At 66.1% G+C, this 18934-nt stretch carries 22 protein-coding genes; 17 read left to right on the top strand and 5 right to left on the bottom strand.

Annotation, left to right across the window (positions count from 1 at the left end):
- The 3 genes from MYXE_RS13755 to MYXE_RS13745 are packed head-to-tail and all read left to right on the top strand — an operon-like array spanning window position 1 to window position 2115.
- Window positions 1-1308 carry a cysteine desulfurase gene (locus tag MYXE_RS13755; protein WP_003920238.1) on the top strand — a complete coding sequence of 436 codons (1308 nt, stop codon included), beginning with the start codon at window positions 1-3 and terminating at the stop codon, window positions 1306-1308.
- Window positions 1309-1310: 2 nt separating this feature from the next.
- Window positions 1311-1793 (top strand): Fe-S cluster assembly sulfur transfer protein SufU, encoded by a 483-nt coding sequence (gene sufU / locus MYXE_RS13750; protein ID WP_003920239.1) that lies wholly within the window; start codon window positions 1311-1313, stop codon window positions 1791-1793.
- Window positions 1768-2115: a metal-sulfur cluster assembly factor gene (locus MYXE_RS13745; protein WP_003920240.1), complete on the top strand. Its 348-nt coding sequence runs from the start codon at window positions 1768-1770 to the stop codon at window positions 2113-2115. The genes sufU and MYXE_RS13745 overlap by 26 nt, the downstream gene beginning before the upstream one ends.
- A 368-nt stretch (window positions 2116-2483) precedes the next feature.
- On the opposite strand, the gene MYXE_RS13740 is transcribed toward MYXE_RS13745, so the two are convergent.
- Window positions 2484-2891: an FCD domain-containing protein gene (locus MYXE_RS13740; RefSeq protein WP_003920241.1), complete on the bottom strand. Its 408-nt coding sequence runs from the start codon at window positions 2889-2891 to the stop codon at window positions 2484-2486.
- Here MYXE_RS13740 and MYXE_RS25305 point away from each other — a divergent pair.
- Together MYXE_RS25305 and MYXE_RS13730 are read left to right on the top strand one after the other, a co-directional pair.
- Entirely contained in the window at window positions 2821-3207 is a 387-nt protein-coding gene (locus MYXE_RS25305; RefSeq protein WP_081485299.1) for an acyl-CoA dehydrogenase family protein, read from the top strand. The two genes, MYXE_RS13740 and MYXE_RS25305, sit on opposite strands and share 71 nt — an antisense overlap.
- The gene (locus MYXE_RS13730; protein ID WP_157139243.1) at window positions 3144-3644 is read left to right on the top strand and encodes an acyl-CoA dehydrogenase family protein; all 501 of its coding nucleotides are present in this window, start codon (window positions 3144-3146) and stop codon (window positions 3642-3644) included. Before MYXE_RS25305 ends, MYXE_RS13730 begins: the two co-directional genes overlap by 64 nt.
- A gap of 5 nt (window positions 3645-3649) precedes the next feature.
- Here the strand turns inward: MYXE_RS13730 and MYXE_RS24565 are convergent, their stop codons facing one another.
- Entirely contained in the window at window positions 3650-3922 is a 273-nt protein-coding gene (locus MYXE_RS24565; protein WP_232061616.1) for a hypothetical protein, read from the bottom strand.
- Between MYXE_RS24565 and MYXE_RS24560 the strand changes: the two genes are divergently transcribed.
- Window positions 3921-4124: a hypothetical protein gene (locus MYXE_RS24560; protein WP_232061615.1), complete on the top strand. Its 204-nt coding sequence runs from the start codon at window positions 3921-3923 to the stop codon at window positions 4122-4124. The two genes, MYXE_RS24565 and MYXE_RS24560, sit on opposite strands and share 2 nt — an antisense overlap.
- Before the next feature lie 409 nt (window positions 4125-4533).
- Here MYXE_RS24560 and MYXE_RS13720 read toward each other — a convergent pair whose 3' ends face one another.
- Entirely contained in the window at window positions 4534-4944 is a 411-nt protein-coding gene (locus MYXE_RS13720) for an ArsR/SmtB family transcription factor (protein ID WP_050947680.1), read from the bottom strand.
- 184 nt (window positions 4945-5128) lie between these two features.
- Between MYXE_RS13720 and trxA the strand changes: the two genes are divergently transcribed.
- The 4 genes from trxA to MYXE_RS13700 all read left to right on the top strand — a co-directional run bounded on the left by trxA (window position 5129) and on the right by MYXE_RS13700 (window position 8292).
- The gene (gene trxA, locus MYXE_RS13715) at window positions 5129-5494 is read left to right on the top strand and encodes a thioredoxin (RefSeq protein WP_003920247.1); all 366 of its coding nucleotides are present in this window, start codon (window positions 5129-5131) and stop codon (window positions 5492-5494) included.
- An 18-nt stretch (window positions 5495-5512) separates the two neighbouring features.
- Complete coding sequence (locus tag MYXE_RS13710) at window positions 5513-6343, top strand: enoyl-CoA hydratase (RefSeq protein ID WP_112650142.1); 831 nt, start codon at window positions 5513-5515, stop codon at window positions 6341-6343.
- Between the two features lie 34 nt (window positions 6344-6377).
- The gene (locus MYXE_RS13705) at window positions 6378-8006 is read left to right on the top strand and encodes an ABC-F family ATP-binding cassette domain-containing protein (RefSeq protein ID WP_085198444.1); all 1629 of its coding nucleotides are present in this window, start codon (window positions 6378-6380) and stop codon (window positions 8004-8006) included.
- Window positions 8007-8097: 91 nt separating this feature from the next.
- Window positions 8098-8292 (top strand): helix-turn-helix domain-containing protein, encoded by a 195-nt coding sequence (locus MYXE_RS13700; protein WP_003920251.1) that lies wholly within the window; start codon window positions 8098-8100, stop codon window positions 8290-8292.
- A 7-nt stretch (window positions 8293-8299) separates the two neighbouring features.
- Here MYXE_RS13700 and MYXE_RS13695 read toward each other — a convergent pair whose 3' ends face one another.
- Window positions 8300-8863: a TetR/AcrR family transcriptional regulator gene (locus tag MYXE_RS13695; protein WP_003920252.1), complete on the bottom strand. Its 564-nt coding sequence runs from the start codon at window positions 8861-8863 to the stop codon at window positions 8300-8302.
- Between the two features lie 12 nt (window positions 8864-8875).
- Window positions 8876-11701 (bottom strand): aconitate hydratase AcnA, encoded by a 2826-nt coding sequence (acnA, locus tag MYXE_RS13690; RefSeq protein WP_003920253.1) that lies wholly within the window; start codon window positions 11699-11701, stop codon window positions 8876-8878.
- Window positions 11702-11951: 250 nt separating this feature from the next.
- Between acnA and MYXE_RS13685 the strand changes: the two genes are divergently transcribed.
- The 7 genes from MYXE_RS13685 (at window position 11952) to fabG1 (ending at window position 18928) form a co-directional block, all read left to right on the top strand.
- Window positions 11952-12494: an Rv1476 family membrane protein gene (locus tag MYXE_RS13685; protein WP_039889932.1), complete on the top strand. Its 543-nt coding sequence runs from the start codon at window positions 11952-11954 to the stop codon at window positions 12492-12494.
- A gap of 192 nt (window positions 12495-12686) precedes the next feature.
- Window positions 12687-14099, top strand: coding sequence for an NlpC/P60 family peptidoglycan endopeptidase RipA (gene ripA / locus MYXE_RS13680; protein ID WP_003920257.1), 1413 nt, complete (start codon window positions 12687-12689; stop codon window positions 14097-14099).
- A gap of 13 nt (window positions 14100-14112) precedes the next feature.
- Window positions 14113-14832: an NlpC/P60 family peptidoglycan endopeptidase RipB gene (gene ripB / locus MYXE_RS13675; protein ID WP_003920258.1), complete on the top strand. Its 720-nt coding sequence runs from the start codon at window positions 14113-14115 to the stop codon at window positions 14830-14832.
- 133 nt (window positions 14833-14965) lie between these two features.
- On the top strand, window positions 14966-16099 hold the full coding sequence (gene moxR1, locus MYXE_RS13670; RefSeq protein WP_003920259.1) for a chaperone MoxR1: 1134 nt from the start codon (window positions 14966-14968) through the stop codon (window positions 16097-16099).
- A gap of 50 nt (window positions 16100-16149) precedes the next feature.
- A complete protein-coding gene (locus tag MYXE_RS13665; RefSeq protein WP_003920260.1) occupies window positions 16150-17061 on the top strand; it encodes a DUF58 domain-containing protein in 912 nt (303 codons plus the stop codon).
- Window positions 17062-17077: 16 nt separating this feature from the next.
- Window positions 17078-18085 carry a VWA domain-containing protein gene (locus tag MYXE_RS13660; protein WP_003920261.1) on the top strand — a complete coding sequence of 336 codons (1008 nt, stop codon included), beginning with the start codon at window positions 17078-17080 and terminating at the stop codon, window positions 18083-18085.
- Window positions 18086-18163: 78 nt separating this feature from the next.
- Window positions 18164-18928, top strand: coding sequence for a 3-oxoacyl-ACP reductase FabG1 (gene fabG1 / locus MYXE_RS13655; protein WP_039889888.1), 765 nt, complete (start codon window positions 18164-18166; stop codon window positions 18926-18928).
- Window positions 18929-18934: the final 6 nt, after the last annotated feature.

Genomic DNA, 18934 nt, shown 5'->3' with positions numbered 1-18934 from the left:
ATGGTGACGTCGGTGACTCCACTGGATTTGACCGCGATACGCGCCGATTTCCCGATCCTCAAGCGCGTGATGCGCGGCGGCAAGCAGTTGGCGTACTTGGATTCCGGTGCGACGTCGCAGCGTCCGGTGCAAGTGCTCGACGCCGAGCGCGAGTTCTTGGTCACCTCCAACGGTGCGGTGCACCGGGGCGCGCATCAGCTGATGGAGGAGGCCACCGACGCCTACGAGCAGGGCCGCGCCGACGTCGCGGCGTTCGTCGGGGCCGACGCCGACGAACTGGTGTTCACCAAGAACGCCACCGAGGCGCTGAACCTGGTGTCTTATGTGCTGGGCGACACGAGGTTCGAGCGTGCGGTCGGTCCGGGCGACGTCATCGTCACCACTGAGCTCGAACACCACGCCAACCTGATCCCGTGGCAGGAACTCGCCCGGCGCAGCGGCGCCGCCCTGCGGTGGTACGGGGTGACCGACGACGGGCGGATCGACCTCGAGTCTCTGCAACTCGACGAGCGCGTCAAAGTAGTTGCATTCACGCATCATTCGAATGTGACGGGTGTGGTGGCACCGGTGGCCGAGCTGGTATCGCGGGCGAAGTCCGTGGGCGCGCTGACCGTACTGGACGCCTGCCAGTCGGTGCCGCACCAACCGGTGGACCTGCATGCGCTCGACGTCGATTTCGCGGCGTTTTCCGGCCATAAAATGCTGGGCCCCAACGGGATCGGCGTGCTGTACGGCCGACGCGAGCTGCTCGCGAAGATGCCGCCGTTCCTCACCGGCGGTTCGATGATCGAAACGGTGACGATGGAGGCCACCACCTACGCGCCGCCACCGCAGCGGTTCGAGGCGGGGACCCCGATGACCTCCCAAGTGGTCGGACTTGCAGCGGCAGCACGCTACCTGCAGGCGATCGGCATGGACACCGTCGAAGCGCACGAACGCCGACTGGTGACCGCCACGATCGAGGGGCTGTCCGGCATCGAGGGCGTGCGGATCATCGGGCCGACGTCGATGCAAGACCGCGGGTCGCCGGTGTCATTCGTGGTCGACGGGGTGCATGCCCATGACGTCGGTCAGGTGCTCGACGACGAAGGCATCGCCGTTCGGGTTGGGCACCACTGTGCGTTGCCGCTGCACCGCCGCTTTGGTTTGGCGGCCACCGCCCGGGCGTCGTTCGCTGTCTACAACACCGTCGAGGAGGTTGACCGGCTGGTGGCCGGGGTCCGTCGCGCGGTGGAGTTCTTCGTCGGCGATCGCAAGCGCGGCGAAGCCGGGCGCAGCGGGTCGTCGCCATGGGTCGGGGGAGCGTAAGGGTGCGCCTGGAGCAGATCTATCAGGACGTGATCCTCGATCACTACAAGCATCCGCAGCATCGGGGCCTGCGCGAGCCATTCGGCGCGCAAGTTCACCACGTCAACCCGATCTGCGGCGACGAAGTCACGCTGCGCGTCGCGTTGTCCGACGACGGTGAGCGCGTCGTCGACGTCTCCTACGACGGGCAAGGTTGTTCGATCAGCCAGGCGTCGACCTCGGTGCTCACCGAGCAGGTGATCGGCCACACCGTGGGCCACGCGCTGAAAACCGTCACCGCGTTCACCGAAATGGTGTCGTCGCGCGGCACCGTGGAAGGGGACCCGGACGTTCTCGGTGACGGTGTCGCGTTCGCCGGGGTGGCCAAGTACCCGGCCCGGGTGAAATGCGCGTTGCTCGGCTGGATGGCGTTCAAAGACGCACTGGCACAAGCCATGCAAGACTTCGAGGAGGTTGACGATGAGCGAGACCGCAGCAGCCGATAGTGAATTGCTCGCCGACGTGGAGGAGGCGATGCGCGATGTGGTCGACCCGGAACTGGGCATCAACGTCGTCGACCTGGGATTGGTTTACAGCCTGAATGTGGCACAAACCGACGAGGGGACCGTCGCGCTCATCGACATGACGCTGACCTCGCCGGCTTGTCCGCTGACCGACATCATCGAAGACCAGTCGCGCACCGCCCTGGTCGGCGCGGGCCTGGTCGACGACTTGCGCATCAACTGGGTGTGGAACCCGCCGTGGGGACCGGACAAGATCACCGACGACGGTCGCGAGCAACTTCGCGCTCTCGGCTTCACAGTGTGATTGCCCGCCAATTTCTATTTGTACCGCAGAACAGGTAGTCGACTACTCGTGCCGGTGAGGGCCCATCCGACTTACGTTGGCCACGTGAGCGAAGGGACACGGCAGGGGGAGGCGACGACGATAGCGGTTGTGACCGTACGACCCGCGGCGACACAGCGATGTGGCGAAGTAAAGCGGATACTGACGGCCTGTGAAAGCGACGGCCGATGAACGCCGCCGTAGACGTCTGCCTCGCGGTCTTACTCGTCGTGGTGGCGCTGCTTGTCTACAACCTCCAGGCGTGGCTTGAGCATTGGGAGCAGGAACGCCACCTCGAGGATTGACCCCGGACGTCCGGCGTCAGGGTCACGCCCGTGCCGCGCTGCTGATCACCGCCACGGCACGTTGCTGTTGTGGCCTCGCCAACACGACGGCGGAATCATCGGCGCGCCAAGCAATCCCGATTGCTCGACGTGGCGCAGCGCTGCGTCGAGATGTCGACGCATTCGATGCTCGGCTTTCTGTGGGTCGCCCGCGGCGATGGCGTCGGCGATCGCGCGGTGCGATCTGGTGGCTTCGGCGCGGTCGTACTGGGTGATGTCTTGTTCGGCGGCGGCCCAGCGGACGGCTTGCTCGACAGCGGCGAGAACCGTTGTCAAGATGGGGTTTCCGCTTGCCTGCACAAGAAGTTCGTGAAACTCGTGATATCCGGCACCGGCGGCGGCGATGCCGCGTTCGGCGACATCGGCGAGCGCCCCGCCGCCAACGCATCCCGAGCCCGACGCCGGCTCTAACACCCATCAGCTGGCCACCACGGCGCGCCGTGCCGGCGACAGCTGTTACATCAGCGGGCAGAAGACGTTTATCACCGGCGCCGACCAAGCCGACGCTTTGCTCGTCGTCACCCGTACCGGCACGCACGCGGACGGGCGCGCACAGCTTTCGCCGTTTTTGGTAGGCCGTGATGCGCCGGGCATCGACATGCACTGTATCCCAATGACATTCGAGATCACAGAGAAGTCTTCACGGTGTTCTTCGACAATGTGGCGGTGGCCGTGGATCGCCTCGTCGGAGGTGAGGGCAACGGGCTCCGGGTCGCCTTTGACGGCATGAACCCCGAACGGGTGGTCATCGCAGCGATCTGCAACGGCATCAGTCGATATGCCCTCGACAAGGCGGTGGCCTACGCGCGTGAACGACATGTCTGGAACGTGCCGATCGGCTCGCATCAAGGCGTGGCACACCCGTTGGCGGAGGCCAAGATTGCGCTGGAAGCGGCCCGGCTGATGACCCGCCACGCCGCAGCCGCCTACGACTCCCGCGCCGATGCTGGTGAGGCGAGCAACATGGCCAAATTCCTTGCCGCGGATCCCGCAATCCGCTGCGTCGACCAAGCGATCGAAGTCCACGGCGGCAGTGGATTCACCCGAGAAGTCGCGCTGGCCAACATGTATGAGTTCGTCCGCCTGTTCAAAACCGTGCCGATCACTCGCGAGATGATCGTCAACCACATCGCCCGGCACAGCCTCGGGCTGCCGCGTTCGTACTGATCCGGTTAGTGGTGGTGGTGGGGGAGATGAGGGAATGGGAAACGGAAACGGGGTCGGCCCAGCGGCGGGCATGCCTGAAGCTCGATTGTCGTCGCTTGCAGTACGCCGTCACGGTCGGGTCCCTGAGCCGCCATACACTTGCCCTGCGTGACCGCTTGAGTATTGCTGGACGTCTGCTTGACGTAGGTGGTCGTGCTGGTGACGGTCACATTCGTCTGTGAGGTGTTGCCGCCAATATTGTTGATGGTGAATGTATTGCCGGAAACGGATGCAACCATGCCCCGGACGGTGGGATTCGCGGCGGGTGCAGCAGAGGTGGGGGGCGATGCTGTGCTGGCCGCCGCCGGTAATGGGGTGCACTTGCCGTCGACGGGTGGGCTGATCGTCACGGATCGCGCAGTGACCTCATCCCCGGACCGGGGGCTGTCCGGGGTTGGCTCCACAGCGACGCAGCTGCCAACGGTCACGTCGGCACGCTGAGCCGAGCTGAGCTCGGTGACCACTGTCGACGGCGAGAAATCCACCGCGGCGGCGCCATTCCGGAGTCGGAGGTGGATCGTGTTGCCCGATACCGATGCCACCATGCCCTCAACGTTGTCGATGTGCTCGCGAGGTGCTGGCGGCGCTTGCGTAGGCCCGGAGGTTGGGTGTGCCGATGCGTTTGGCTGTCTGGTGTTCTCGTCGTGTGAAGTCGTTGAACTACCGCACGCAGCTGTCCATAACGCAAGCACTCCCATGAGCGGGAAGATCACGGGCCGCGTTTTGGGCGGAAGCGACGTGGCAGACATCGACGGCTGGTCTCCTCTTGGGGCCGGTGCCCGCCCGCATTATGTAGTGACCGTGGTGAGCGCCACCGGGCTGGCCGTTTTTGGCCGGCGCCGTGAGCTTTTCATTGTCGTGCCCCACCCTGACGTTCGCGCGGCCATCCCGGCCGCAACGGGTCGACGGGGTGAGGCATGGTGTCGCTGACGCCGAGGCGCAGATGCTCGATGTGGTAGACCGCCTCGTCCAGCAGCGAGGCTACGTGGCTGTCGTAGAGGCGGTAGACGATGTTGCGCCCGCTGCGGTCGCCGGCCACCAGGCCGAGGTTGCGCAGCAGCCGAAGCTGGTGGGACACCGCGGGCTGTTCCATGCCGACCGCCGCCGACAATTCGGTCACCGAGCACGGCGACTGCCGCAGCCGGGTCAGGATACGCAGGCGGTTCGGGGAAGCCAGCGCCTGCAGTGTCTCGGCAACCTTACCCGCCGCGGCGGGATTGGTCAGCAGCGGCGATGCCCGCCCCTTCACTCCACGGCCCACAGGGAAATTCAACCACACCCGGCACTAAATGCCCGGGACAAACATGTAGACCTCGACATGTATACATCTATAATGGTCCTCGTCGACGATGATGATCGACGGCGGCGGCCACCGAGGGGGTGGCCGCCGCCGGTTCGTTGGTGCCCCGGGAACAATTGCGGCAGCTCACCACGTTGGGCAGTAGGTGACTACTCGAGACCTTACCGCCGCAGAGTTCAACGACACCATCAACAGCAACGACATCGTCCTCGTCGACTTCTGGGCGTCCTGGTGCGGTCCGTGCCGCCAATTCGCGCCCACGTTTCAGGCGTCCTCGGAAAAACACCCCGACGTCGTGCACGCCAAGGTCGACACCGAAGCCGAGCAACAGCTGGCGGCGGCCGCCCAGATCCGGGCCATCCCGACGTTGATGGCGTTCAAGAAAGGCAAGCTGGTGTTCAACCAGGCTGGCGCGCTGCCACCAGCGGCCCTGGAGGACCTGGTGCAGCAGGTCAAAGCCTTCGACGTCGACGCGGCCGTCGCCGAGCAGTCCACACCCGACCAGGTCTGACGCCCCGCACGCGATAGCGTGCAACCCGTGAGCCCGCAGACTGGTTTTGTCCTCGTCGAACACCCGCGGCCGCACGTCGCGCTGATCACCCTCAATCGGCCCGAGCGGATGAATTCCATGGCCTTCGACGTTATGGTGCCGCTCAAAGAGGCGCTGGCCGAGGTCACCTGCGACAACTCCGTGCGGGTCGTCGTGTTGACCGGAGCAGGCCGCGGCTTCTCGTCGGGCGCCGACCACAAATCGGCGGGGCACGTCCCGCACGTCGAGGGGCTCACCCGGCCCACTTACGCGCTGCGCTCCATGGAACTGCTCGACGACGTGATCCTGGGGCTGCGCCGGCTGCATCAACCGGTGATTGCCGCCGTCAACGGCGCCGCCATCGGCGGCGGGCTCTGCCTGGCGTTGGCCGCCGACATCCGGGTCGCTTCCAGCAGTGCCTACTTCCGGGCCGCCGGCATCAACAACGGGCTGACCGCCAGCGAATTGGGGCTGAGCTACCTGCTGCCCCGGGCTATCGGCTCGTCGCGGGCGTTCGAACTGATGCTGACCGGTCGCGACGTCGACGCCGAAGAAGCCGAACGCATCGGGCTGGTCTCGTATCGCGTGCCCGACGAGCAGCTGCTGGACACCTGCTACGCGCTGGCCGAACGAATCGCGGCGTTCTCGCGTCCGGGAATCGAGTTGACCAAGCGCACACTGTGGAGTGGACTGGACGCCGCTAGCCTGGAAGGGCACATGCAGGCCGAAGGCCTCGGACAGCTGTTCGTTCGTCTGCTCACCTCCAACTTCGAGGAAGCGGTTGCTGCGCGGGCCGAGAAACGGCCCCCGGTATTCACCGACGACCTATAGCGGCCACAGGCCAACTCGACCAAGGAGAGAGATCGTGATCACGGCAACGGACCTCGAAGTCCGCGCTGGGGCGCGCATCCTGCTCTCCGCGGACGGACCGACATTGCGGGTGCAGCCCGGTGATCGCATCGGGCTGGTCGGACGCAACGGCGCCGGCAAGACCACCACGTTGCGTATCCTCGCGGGCGAGACTCAGCCGTACGCCGGATCGGTGACTCGCAGCGGCCAGATCGGTTATCTGCCGCAGGATCCCAAAGAGGGGAACCTCGACACGCTTGCCCGCGACCGTGTGCTGTCGGCGCGCGGACTCGACGCTTTGCTCACCGAGCTTGAAAAGCAACAGGCGCTGATGGCCGAGGTCGTCGACGACGCCGAGCGTGACCGCGCTGTTCGCCGCTACGGCCGACTCGAGGAGAAATTCGCGGCGCTCGGCGGATACCGCGCCGAAAGTGAAGCCGCCCGAATCTGTGCCAACCTCGGCCTGCCCGAACGGGTGCTGACCCAGCCACTGCGCACGCTGTCGGGCGGTCAACGCCGCCGAGTCGAACTGGCCCGCATCCTGTTCGCCGCGTCCGATAGTGGTGGCGATTCGTCCACCACTTTGCTGCTCGACGAGCCGACCAACCACCTCGACGCAGATTCCCTAGGCTGGCTGCAAGATTTCCTGCGCGCGCATACCGGCGGGCTGGTCGTCGTCAGCCACAACGTCGGCCTGCTTGCCGACGTCGTCAATCGAGTGTGGTTTCTCGACGCCGTGCGCGGCAAGGTCGATGTCTACAACATGGGATGGCAAACGTACCTCGACGCCCGCGCCGTCGATGAGCAGCGCCGCCGCCGGGAACGTGTGAACGCCGAACGCAAAGCCGCGGCCCTGCGTTCCCAAGCCGCCAAGCTCGGCGCTAAAGCCACCAAAGCCGTTGCAGCGCAAAACATGCTGAGACGCGCCGAGCGGATGATGGCGGCGCTCGACGAAGAGCGGGTCGCCGACAAGGTGGCCCGGATCAAGTTCCCCACCCCGGCGGCGTGCGGGCGAACCCCGTTGGTGGCCGAGGGCTTGACCAAGACGTATGGATCGCTGGAGGTGTTCACCGGCATCGACTTGGCCGTCGAGCGCGGCTCTCGGGTGGTCGTGCTGGGGCTCAACGGCGCCGGCAAGACGACGCTGCTGCGGCTGCTGGCCGGGGTGGAAAAACCCGACACGGGCACGCTACAACCCGGGCACGGTCTAAAAATCGGCTACTTCGCGCAGGAACACGACACGCTCGACGACGCGGCCACGGTGTGGCAGAACATCGTCCACGCCGCACCGGATTCCGGCGAGCAGGATTTGCGTGGCCTACTTGGGGCGTTCATGTTCAGCGGTCCGCAGCTCGAGCAACCGGCCGGCACGTTGTCCGGTGGGGAAAAGACCCGCCTGGCGCTGGCCGGGTTGGTGGCGTCGACCGCCAACGTTTTGCTGCTCGACGAACCCACGAACAACCTCGATCCGGCATCTCGCGAGCAGGTGCTCGACGCGTTGCGCAGCTATACCGGAGCGGTGGTGCTGGTGACGCACGACCCGGCGGCGGCTGAGGCTCTGCAGCCGCAACGGGTTGTCGTGCTGCCTGACGGCACCGAGGACTACTGGTCCGACGAATACCGGGATCTGATCCAACTGGCTTGAGAGGCGCCGCAGGCGGTTTCGCCAAAACTGCCGCACAGCCCATGGTTGCTTCCTACGCTAAGCGTATCGGGGTGACCGCGGGGAGGCGCCGATGAGGAAAACGAAGAAGACGCGCGAGCAGCTGCTGACGGAGTTGCGCAATGCTTACGAAGGTGGTGCCAGCATCCGGAAACTGGTCGCGTCCACCGGCAGATCGTACGGGTCCATCCACAGCATGCTGCGCGAGTCGGGTACCACGATGCGCAGCCGCGGCGGGCCCAACCACCGCACCCGCGCGTCTCGCTAGCTCGCGACTAGCCCTGCCGCACGGAGTGCTCGACCAGATCCAGGACGGCGGTCAGACGCTGCGGGTCTTCACCGGCCGCGAGCCGCGCCACCAATCCGTCAAGAATCAGGTCCAGGTAGCACTGCAGCACCTCGCCGGGGACGTCGTCGCGCAGCCGACCCGCCTGCTTTTGCCGGCGCAGCCGTTCGGTTGTCGCCGCCGCTAGTTCCGCCGATCGTTCCCGCCATCCGCGACTGAAAGCCGGGTCGTTACGCAACTTGCGTGCAATCTCTAAACGCGTTGCAAGCCAGTCGAATTGGTCTGGCGCGGCGAGCATGTCACGCATTACCTGGATCAGTCCCTCGCGCGACGCGACCGCCGCCATCCGCTCGGCGTCCTCGCGGGCCAGCTCGAAAAACAGTGTGTCCTTGTCGCGGAAATGGTGAAAAATCGCGCCCCGCGACAATCCGACAGCCTGTTCCAGGCGGCGTACTGTGGCCTTGTCGTAACCGTATTCGGCGAAGCAGCGTCGAGCACCGTCGAGGATTTGACGCCGGCGGGCCGCCAAGTGGTCCGCGCTGACTTTGGGCACGGGTCACCTGCGTTAGCTGGACTTCAGCATGTTGCGCAGCACGAACTGCAAGATCCCGCCGTTGCGGTAGTAGTCGGCCTCACCGGGAGTGTCGATGCGCACCACCGCGTCGAACTCGACCGAATTGCCGCCGGGTTTGGTGGCTTTGACGCGCACCGTCTTCGGGGTCTTGCCGTCGTTGATCGTCTCGATACCGGTGACGTCGAAAACCTCGGTGCCGTCCAGCCCCAGCGAGGAGGCCGACTTGCCCTGCGGGAACTGCAGCGGAATCACACCCATGCCGATCAGGTTGGAGCGATGGATGCGCTCGAATGACTCGGCAATCACCGCGCGCACCCCCAGCAGCGCGGTGCCCTTGGCTGCCCAGTCGCGCGACGAGCCGGAGCCGTACTCCTTGCCGCCCAGCACCACCAGCGGAATACCTTGGGCCGCATAGTTTTGCGCAGCGTCATAGATGAACGCTTGCGGCCCACCTTCTCTGGTGAAGTCGCGAGTGTAGCCGCCTGCAACATCGTCGAGCAGCAAGTTACGAAGCCGGATATTGGCGAACGTGCCGCGGATCATCACCTCGTGATTGCCGCGGCGAGAGCCGTAAGAGTTGTAATCCTTGCGCGCGACGCCGTGTTCGTCGAGGTATTGCGCCGCCGGCGTGCCGGGTTTGATGCTGCCCGCCGGCGAAATATGGTCGGTGGTCACCGAATCGCCCAACAGCGCTAGCACCCGAGCACCGGTGATGTCGCGCACGGGTTGCGGTTCGGCGGCCATCCCGTCAAAATACGGCGGCTTGCGCACATACGTCGAATTCGGGTCCCAGTCGAACGTCTTGCCGCTCGGCGTCGGCAAATTGCGCCACCGCTCGTCACCCTTGAACACGTCGGCGTAGTTCTTGACGAACATCTCCTGGTTGATCGCCGAGGCGATGGTATCGGAGACGTCCTTCTGCGACGGCCAGATGTCACGCAGATAGACGTCGTTGCCGTCGTGGTCTTTGCCCAGCGGCTCGGTCTCGAAGTCGAAGTCCATGGTGCCGGCCAGCGCGTAGGCGATCACCAAGGGCGGCGACGCCAGGTAGTTCATTTTCACATCGGGGTTGATGCGGCCCTCGAAATTGCGGTTGCCCGAAAGCACCGCGGCCACCGAAAGGTCATTATCGTTGACGGCCTTCGAGATTTCCTCGGGCAGCGGACCCGAGTTGCCGATGCAGGTCGTGCAGCCGTAGCCCACCAGATAGAAGCCGAGCTTTTCCAGATACGGCCATAGTCCGGCCTTTTCGTAGTAGTCGTGCACCACCTGCGAGCCAGGCGCCATCGTCGTCTTCACCCACGGCTTGGAGGCCAAGCCCTTTTCCACAGCGTTGCGGGCCAGCAGCGCCGCGCCCAGCATCACCTCCGGGTTGGAGGTGTTGGTGCACGACGTGACCGCGGCGATCACCACCGCGCCATGGTCGAGCACGAACTCGCCCAGCTCGTCCGACTTCACCCGCACCGGCTTGCTCACCCGGCCGTTCGCACCGGCGGCGGCCGATTGCACCACGTCGGTGTTGTCGTCGGCGAATGTCAGCTGCCCCGGGTCGCTGGCCGGGAAGGTCTCCTCGACGACTTCGTCAAGCTTGGAATGCGGTGCCACCTGGTGGGCGCCGACATAGTTCGGAAGTGTCTTGCGGAAAACTGATTTCGCCTCGGATAGCGCGATGCGGTCTTGCGGGCGCTTCGGCCCCGCGATCGAGGGAACCACGTCGGACAGGTTGAGCTCCAGATACTCCGAGTACGCCGGCTGGTGGGCGGGATCGTGCCACATGCCCTGCTCCTTGGCGTAGGCCTCGACCAGCGCAAGCTGTTCCTCGTTGCGCCCGGTGAACCGCAGGTAGTCGATGGTTTCCTGGTCGATCGGGAAAATCGCTGCGGTGGAACCGAATTCGGGACTCATGTTACCCAGCGTGGCGCGGTTGGCCAGCGGCACTTCAGCCACACCCTCGCCGTAGAACTCGACGAACTTGCCGACCACACCATGCTTGCGCAGCATCTCGGTGACCGTGAGGACGACGTCGGTGGCCGTGACGCCCGGCTGAATCTCACCGGTCAGCTTGAACCCGACCACCCGCGGGATCAGCATCGACACCGGCTGACCCAGCATCGCGGCTTCGGCCTCGATGCCGCCCACACCCCAGCCCAAAACACCCAGGCCGTTGACCATCGTGGTGTGCGAGTCGGTGCCGACGCACGTGTCCGGGTAGGCGGTGAGTTTTCCCGCGCCGTCAGCGCGGGCTATCACGACGCGGGCCAGGTATTCAATGTTGACCTGATGCACGATCCCGGTACCCGGCGGCACCACCTTGAAATTTCGGAAAGCGCCCTGACCCCAACGCAAGAACTGGTAGCGCTCGCCGTTGCGCTGGTATTCGATCTCGACGTTGCGCTCGAATGCGTCGGCACGACCGAACAGATCCGCGATTACCGAGTGGTCGATCACCAGATCGGCCGGGGCCAGCGGATTGACCTTTTCGGGATCTCCGCCGAGGTCGACGACCGCCTCACGCATGGTCGCCAGGTCGACGATGCACGGCACCCCGGTAAAGTCCTGCATCACGACGCGGGCGGGCGTGTATTGGATTTCGACGCTGGGCTCGGCTTTGGGATCCCAGCGTGCGATCGCGTCGATGTGGTCGGTGGTGATGTTGCGGCCGTCCTCGTTGCGCAACAGGTTTTCGGCGAGAACTTTGAGACTGTAAGGGAGCTTCTCGGTTCCGGGCACCGCGTCGAGGCGGTAGATCTGGTAACTGTTGTCCCCGACGTTGAGGGTGCTGCGGGCTCCGAACGAATTCACCGACTCTGTCGTCACATCTACTCCCCAGATTTAGTTCTCCGCCGCCGACGGGCCGTGCCGGCGGTTCCGTGCCACATTAACAGTACGCTTGTCCTGCAATTCGGCGCGACCGCATGCTGGCGCGGATATCGTCCAGTCTTGTCCTGCCCGCCATTCGATGCCACGCAGGCGGCTGCTGCGGGTCCCGGATCATCGTTCGGGTGGTGGTCGCGTACCGTTTTGGACCGTGACCACGCTGGACGCGCCGCTGTACATCCCCGGGGAAATCTGCAGCACCGTCGGTGCCGATCCGTCCACCCCGCCCGACCAGTGCCTGGCTCTGGTCAAAGTCGCCGTCGCGGCCGAGGGCATCAGCGCGCCGCCCGCCGACGTTCCCGGCTTGCGCCAAGTGATCGACCAGGCACGCAAGGACGGCATCGACCTGAAGATCGTGGTTCTCGACCGCAACCCGCCGATGGACACCCCATTGCGGGACGTTGCCACGGTGATTGGCAGCAGCCACCCGGATGCCACGGTTTTGGTGCTGAGCCCGTCGCACGTTGGCAGCTATAGCACCCACTTTCCGCGAGCGACGCTGGAGATCGGGGAAGACAACGCCAAGACCGGTAATGCGGTGCAATCTGCGCAGAATTTTCTGCACGAACTGACCACTCCGCAGTTTCCGTGGACGGCGTTCACGATCGTGGTGGTGATCGGGGTGCTCCTGGCCGCTGTCGGCGCCCGAATCCTGCAGGTGCGCAGCAAGCGATCCGTGACCGCGCCACCCGACGCCGAAGCGCGCGCGGACGGCGCCGACGTTCACGCCTGACCGCCTTCATCGCGCTAAGTCACCGTTCGGTCACGAGTCGTCAACGTACCGCGCTGTAGTTTGTGACTAAAGTTTCCATAGGGTCGTCTGTGACCTATGGTGCAAGTGGTGCCGTTGTTGTGAATCGTGCCTGCAGTTATTACTGCGGCTGGCGTCATCCGCCTGCGCTGAGCCATAGGAGACCCGAGTCGAATGAGACGCATCCGCCGCGGCTCGTCTTTCCGACTGGCGGCCCGGGTTGCCCGGCGGGCCGTGGCCGCGGTGCTCAGCGCTGCCCTGCTGCTGGGCACGCCCGGGCTGGCCGCCGCTGAACCGGGCGGCGGCAGCGACTCGCTGCCTGCGCTGATCGCTGAGGTGGCCAAGGCCAACCAGCGCCTGGAGGACCTGCGTGCCGCCATTCAGGCCGAACAGGAAAGCGTCAACAAGGCGCTGGTCGACGTGCAGACCGCGCGCGACAACGCCGCCGCGGCGCAACATGACGTTGAGGTCAGTCAGCAGGCGGTGAAGGACGCCGACGCGGCAATTGCCGCTGCCCAACGGCGATTCGACACCTTCGCGGCGGCCACTTACGTCAACGGTCCGTCCAACAGCTATCTGACCGCGACCGGCCCCGAAGACATCATCGCCACCGCAAGCGCCGGCCGTACCCTGGCCGCCAGCTCCCAGCAGGCGATGGCCAACCTGCTGCGGGCCCGCACCGAGCAGGTCAACAAGGAGTCGGCGGCTCGGCTGGCCAAGCAGAAGGCGGATCGGGCCGCGGCCGAGGCGCAGTCCAGCCAGGACGCCGCGGTGTCCGCCCTCACCGCCGCCCAGCGCAAGTTCGGCGAGCAACAGGCCGAAGCCCGTCGCCTGGCCGCCGAACGCGACGCGGCCCAAGCCAGGCTCGAGGCGGCCCGCACTTGGTCGGCACCCGCCGGCGGCGCCGTCCCCCGGCCTCGTGATCGGTGGGATCCGGGCGGGCCGGCCACGGCACGGCCCAGCGATTCCAGGCAGTGGGACGGGGAGTGGGATCCCACCCTGCCGATGGTGCCCAGCGCCAACGTCCCCGGCGACCCCATCGCGATCATCAACACCGTCCTGGGGATTTCGGCGACGTCGTCGCAGGTCACGGCCAACATGGGCCGCAGCTTCCTGCAGAAGCTGGGCATCCTCAAGCCCAACGACACCGGGATCACCAACGGGCGCATCCCGCGGGTGTACGGCCGGCAGGCCTCCGAATACGTGATTCGCCGCGGGCTCTCGCAGCTGGGGGTGCCGTACTCGTGGGGTGGTGGGACCGCCGCGGGCCCGAGCCGGGGCATCGGCTCGGGAGCCGACACCGTGGGCTTCGACTGCTCGGGGCTGATTCTCTATTCGTTCGCCGGGGTGGGCATCAAGCTGCCGCACTACTCCGGTTCCCAGTACAACCTCGGCCGCAAGATCCCGTCTGCCCAGATGCGTCGCGGCGACGTGATCTTCTACGGCCCCGGCGGCAGCCAGCACGTGACGCTCTACCTCGGTGACGGGCAGATGCTCGAGGCCCCCGACGTCGGCTTGAGGGTGCGGGTGGCGCCGGTGCGAACCAGCGGCATGACGCCCTACGTGGTCCGCTACATCGAGTTTTGACATGGGAATCGTGATGCGCCACAAAGGGTTTCGCCGACTGACGCTGGCCTGGCCGGTGCTCGCGGTGATCGGGCTGCTGGTCGCGTTGGCAAGCCCGGCCGAAGCCGACGACGCCCAGTGGGACCCGACGCTGCCCAAGGTGCCCAGCGCGGGCGCACCAGGCGACCCGGTGGCGATCGCCAACGCTTCTATCGCGGCCACCGCCCAGGCCACCCAGACCACGTTGGACCTGGGCCGCAAGTTTTTGGGCAGCCTCGGTATCGGTGGGGGCGGTGCCGGCGGGGGTGGCGGCAACAACACCAGTCCGAGCAGAATTCCGCGGGTGTACGGTCGTCAGGCCGTCGAGTACGTGATCCGTCGGGCCAGCTCGCAGCTGGGGGTGCCGTATTCCTGGGGTGGCGGCACCCTGCAAGGCCCCAGCCGCGGCGTCGATTCCGGCGCGGACACGGTCGGGTTCGACTGTTCGGGGCTGACCCGATATGCCTTCGCCGGGGTGGGCGTGCTGATTCCCCGGTTTTCCGGTGATCAGTACAACGCCGGCCGGCACGTCCCGCCGTCGCAGGCCAAGCGAGGGGACTTGATCTTTTACGGTCCGGGCGGCAGCCAGCACGTCACCCTCTACCTGGGCAACGGGCAGATGCTGGAAGCGTCCAGCATCGCCGGCAAAGTCACCGTCAGCCCCGTGCGCACGGAAGGGATGACGCCGTATGTCACCCGCATCATCGAGTACTGAGACCCGGTCACGTCGACGGAATCCCGGTGGCCTGGAATAGTTGGACGAGGGCATGCTGCTGCCCCCGCGACGCCGGTCGTGTCGGCACTCATGTCTGATGGAGCTGTGAAGGTTGAGCCGTGAAGGAAAGTCGATGACATCACCAGGTGGACCGCCCCCGGGCGCCAGCGGTTACCCCGGCCCGAGCGGGCCCCCGACATCCCCGGCGCACGCGGCGCCGCCGGCCGGCGGCAACGGGCTGGCCGCCGAGGTGCACACCCTCGAGCGGGCCATCTTCGAGGTCAAGCGGATCATCGTCGGCCAGGACCAGCTCGTCGAGCGGATGCTGGTCGGGTTGCTGTCCAAGGGGCACGTGCTGCTCGAAGGTGTGCCCGGGGTGGCCAAGACCCTGGCGGTGGAGACCTTCGCCCGGGTGGTCGGCGGGACCTTCGCCCGCATCCAGTTCACGCCCGACCTGGTGCCCACCGACATCATCGGTACCCGCATCTACCGGCAGGGCAAGGAGGAGTTCGACACCGAGCTGGGCCCGGTGGTGGTCAACTTCCTGCTCGCCGACGAAATCAACCGGGCCCCGGCCAAGGTGCAGTCGGCGTTGCTGGAGGTCATGCAGGAACGCCACGTGTCCATCGGCGGCAAGACCTTCCCCATGCCCAACCCGTTTTTGGTCATGGCGACCCAGAACCCGATCGAGCACGAGGGCGTCTACCCGCTGCCGGAAGCGCAGCGTGACCGTTTCCTGTTCAAGATCAACGTCGGCTACCCGTCACCGGAAGAAGAGCGCGAGATCATCTACCGGATGGGTGTCACCCCGCCGACACCCAAGCAGGTGCTGCAGACCGGTGACCTGTTGCGGCTGCAGGACATCGCGGCCAACAACTTCGTCCACCACGCGCTGGTCGACTATGTGGTGCGCGTGGTCACCGCCACCCGCCACCCCGAGCAGCTGGGCATGAACGACGTCAAGAGCTGGGTCGCGTTCGGCGCGTCGCCGCGCGCCTCGCTGGGCATCATCGCCGCCGCCCGCTCGCTGGCGCTGGTGCGCGGCCGCGACTACGTGATCCCCCAGGACGTCATCGAAGTCATTCCCGACGTGCTGCGGCACCGGCTGGTGCTCACCTACGACGCGCTCGCCGACGAGATCTCACCGGAGATCGTCATCAACCGGGTCCTGCAGACGGTTGCCTTGCCGCAGGTGAATGCTGTTCCGCAGCAAGGACATTCGGTGCCGCCGGTGATGCAGGCTGCGGCGGCGGCTGGCGGTCGGTGACCGAGGCTCGTTCCGCTGCGGCGAAGCCCGCGGCTAATCATCCGCCGTCGATGCTGCGCGGGGAGATCGACGACCCGAAGCTGTCGGCGGCGCTGCGCACCTTGGAGCTGACCGTCAAACGCAAACTCGACGGGATGCTGCACGGCGACCACCTCGGACTGCTCCCCGGGCCGGGTACCGAGCCGGGGGAGTCGCGGCTCTATCAACCCGGCGACGACGTCCGCCGCATGGATTGGGCGGTCACCGCGCGCACCACGGTCCCCCACGTGCGCGAGATGATCGCCGACCGGGAACTGGAGACCTGGCTGGTGGTCGACATGTCGGCGAGCCTGGACTTCGGCACCACGGTCTGTGAGAAGCGCGACTTGGCGGTGGCGGCCGCAGCCGCGATCACGTTCCTCAACAGCGGTGGCGGTAACCGGCTGGGCGCGCTGATCTCCAACGGCGAGCGGATGATCCGGGTGCCGGCCCGCTCCGGGCGCATGCATGAGCAGACGCTGTTGCGCACCATTGCGACCACGCCGAAGGCCCCGGTGGGCGTGCGCGGTGACCTGGCCGGCGCCATCGACGCGTTGCGGCGGCCGCAACGACGCCGCGGGATGGCCGTGATCATCAGCGATTTCCTTGGCCCGATCAACTGGACGCGTCCGCTGCGTGCCATCGCCGGCCGGCACGAGGTGCTCGGTATCGAAGTGCTCGACCCCCGTGATGTCGAGCTGCCCGACGTCGGCGATGTCATCTTGCAAGACGCCGAATCCGGTGTGATCCGCGAGTTCACCATCGACGCGCAGCTGCGCGACGACTTCGCCAAGGCGGCGGCAGCTCACCGCGCCGAGGTGGCCCAAACGCTGCGCGGGTGCGGCGCGCCGTTGCTGTCGCTGCGCACCGACCGCGACTGGATCGCCGACATCGTCCGGTTCGTCGAGTCGCGTCGGCGGGGAGCTTTGGCAGGACTGCAGTGACGGGTCACGGTCTACGATGACGCTGCCGTTACTCGGGCCGATGACGCTGTCCGGGTTCGAACACCCGTGGTTTTTCCTGTTTTTGCTGGTCGTCCTCGGCATCGTCGCGCTGTACATCATCATGCAGGTGGCCCGGCATCGGCGGATGCTGCGGTTCGCCAACATGGAGCTGCTGGAAAGCGTCGCACCGCGGCGGCCCACGCGGTGGCGGCACCTGCCGGCGACCCTGTTGGTGGCGTCGTTGCTGCTGCTGACGATCGCGATGGCCGGCCCGACCCATGACGTGCGGATTCCCCGCAACCGTGCGGTGGTGATGCTGGTCATCGACGTCTCGCAATCGATGCGGGCCACCGACGTCGAACCCAACCGGATGGTTGCCGCGCAGGAGGCCGCCAAGACGTTCGCCGACGAGCTGACCCCGGGCATCAACCTGGGGCTGATCTCCTATGCGGGCACTGCGACCGTGCTGGTCTCACCGACCACCAACCGGGCGGCCACCAAGGCTGCGCTGGACAAGCTACAGTTCGCCGACCGCACCGCCACCGGGGAAGGCATCTTCACCGCGTTGCAGGCCATCGCTACCGTGGGCGCGGTGATCGGCGGTGGCGACACCCCGCCGCCGGCGCGGATCGTGTTGTTCTCCGACGGCAAGGAAACCGTGCCGACCAACCCCGACAACCCCAAGGGCGCGTTCACCGCGGCGCGCACCGCCAAGGACCAGGGGGTGCCGATCTCGACGATTTCGTTCGGCACACCGTACGGTTTCGTCGAGATCAACGGCCAGCGCCAGCCGGTGCCAGTCGACGACACCACGATGAAAAAGGTCGCCGAGCTCTCGGGCGGCAACGCCTACAACGCGTCCAACTTGCAGGAACTCAAGCAGGTTTACTCGACGCTGCAGCAGCAGATCGGCTACGAGACGATCAAGGGCGACGCCAGCGTCGGCTGGCTGCGGCTGGGTTCGCTGATCCTGGCGGTGGCGGGACTGGCTGCGCTGCTGATCAACCGCCGCCTGCCGACGTGATGTTGTTGTGTCGAGCGGCCCGTCGGCGACGGGTCGGCCGATTTCGGGGCCGCGCTGACAAGGCGCTAAGTTGTCGGGGTGACTGAAGTTGCTACCGAGAAACCGTCTGAGACTCTTGCCGCGGTCAGGCCGCCGTTCGTTTCCCGGTCGGTGCTCGTCACGGGCGGAAACCGGGGGATCGGTCTCGCGGTCGCGTGCCGACTGGCCGCCGATGGCCACAAAGTAGCGGTGACCCACCGCGGATCGGGCGCACCCGAGGGGTTGTTCGGCGTCGAGTGCGACGTCACCGACTCCGCCGCCGTCGACGCGGCGTTCACCGCTGTCGAAGAGCACCAGGGTCCCGTCGAAGTGCTGGTCGCCAACGCCGGCCTCAACGCCGACGCGTTCCTTATCCGGATGACCGAGGAGAAGTTCGAAAAGGTCATCGACACCAACCTTACGGGCGCATTCCGGGTAGCCCAGCGCGCGTCACGCAGCATGCAGCGAAATCGCTTCGGCCGGATGATCTTCATGGGTTCGGTCTCGGCCACCTGGGGCATCGGCAACCAGGCCAATTACGCAGCCTCCAAAGCCGGTTTGATCGGGATGGCCCGCTCGATCGCCCGGGAGCTGTCGAAGGCCAACGTGACCGCCAATGTGGTGGCCCCGGGCTACATCGACACCGATATGACCCGCGCGCTGGATGAGCGGATCCAAAAGGGCGCACTGGAATTCATCCCGGCGAAGCGGATTGGCACCGCCGCCGAGGTCGCCGGTGTCGTCAGCTTCCTGGCTTCCGAGGACGCCAGTTACATTTCCGGCGCGGTGATTCCCGTCGACGGCGGGATGGGAATGGGGCACTAGGCTCTT

It is taken from the genome of Mycobacterium xenopi (assembly GCF_009936235.1).
Taxonomy (GTDB): Bacteria; Actinomycetota; Actinomycetes; order Mycobacteriales; family Mycobacteriaceae; genus Mycobacterium; species Mycobacterium xenopi.
This window is presented reverse-complemented; position numbering and strand designations above follow the sequence as displayed.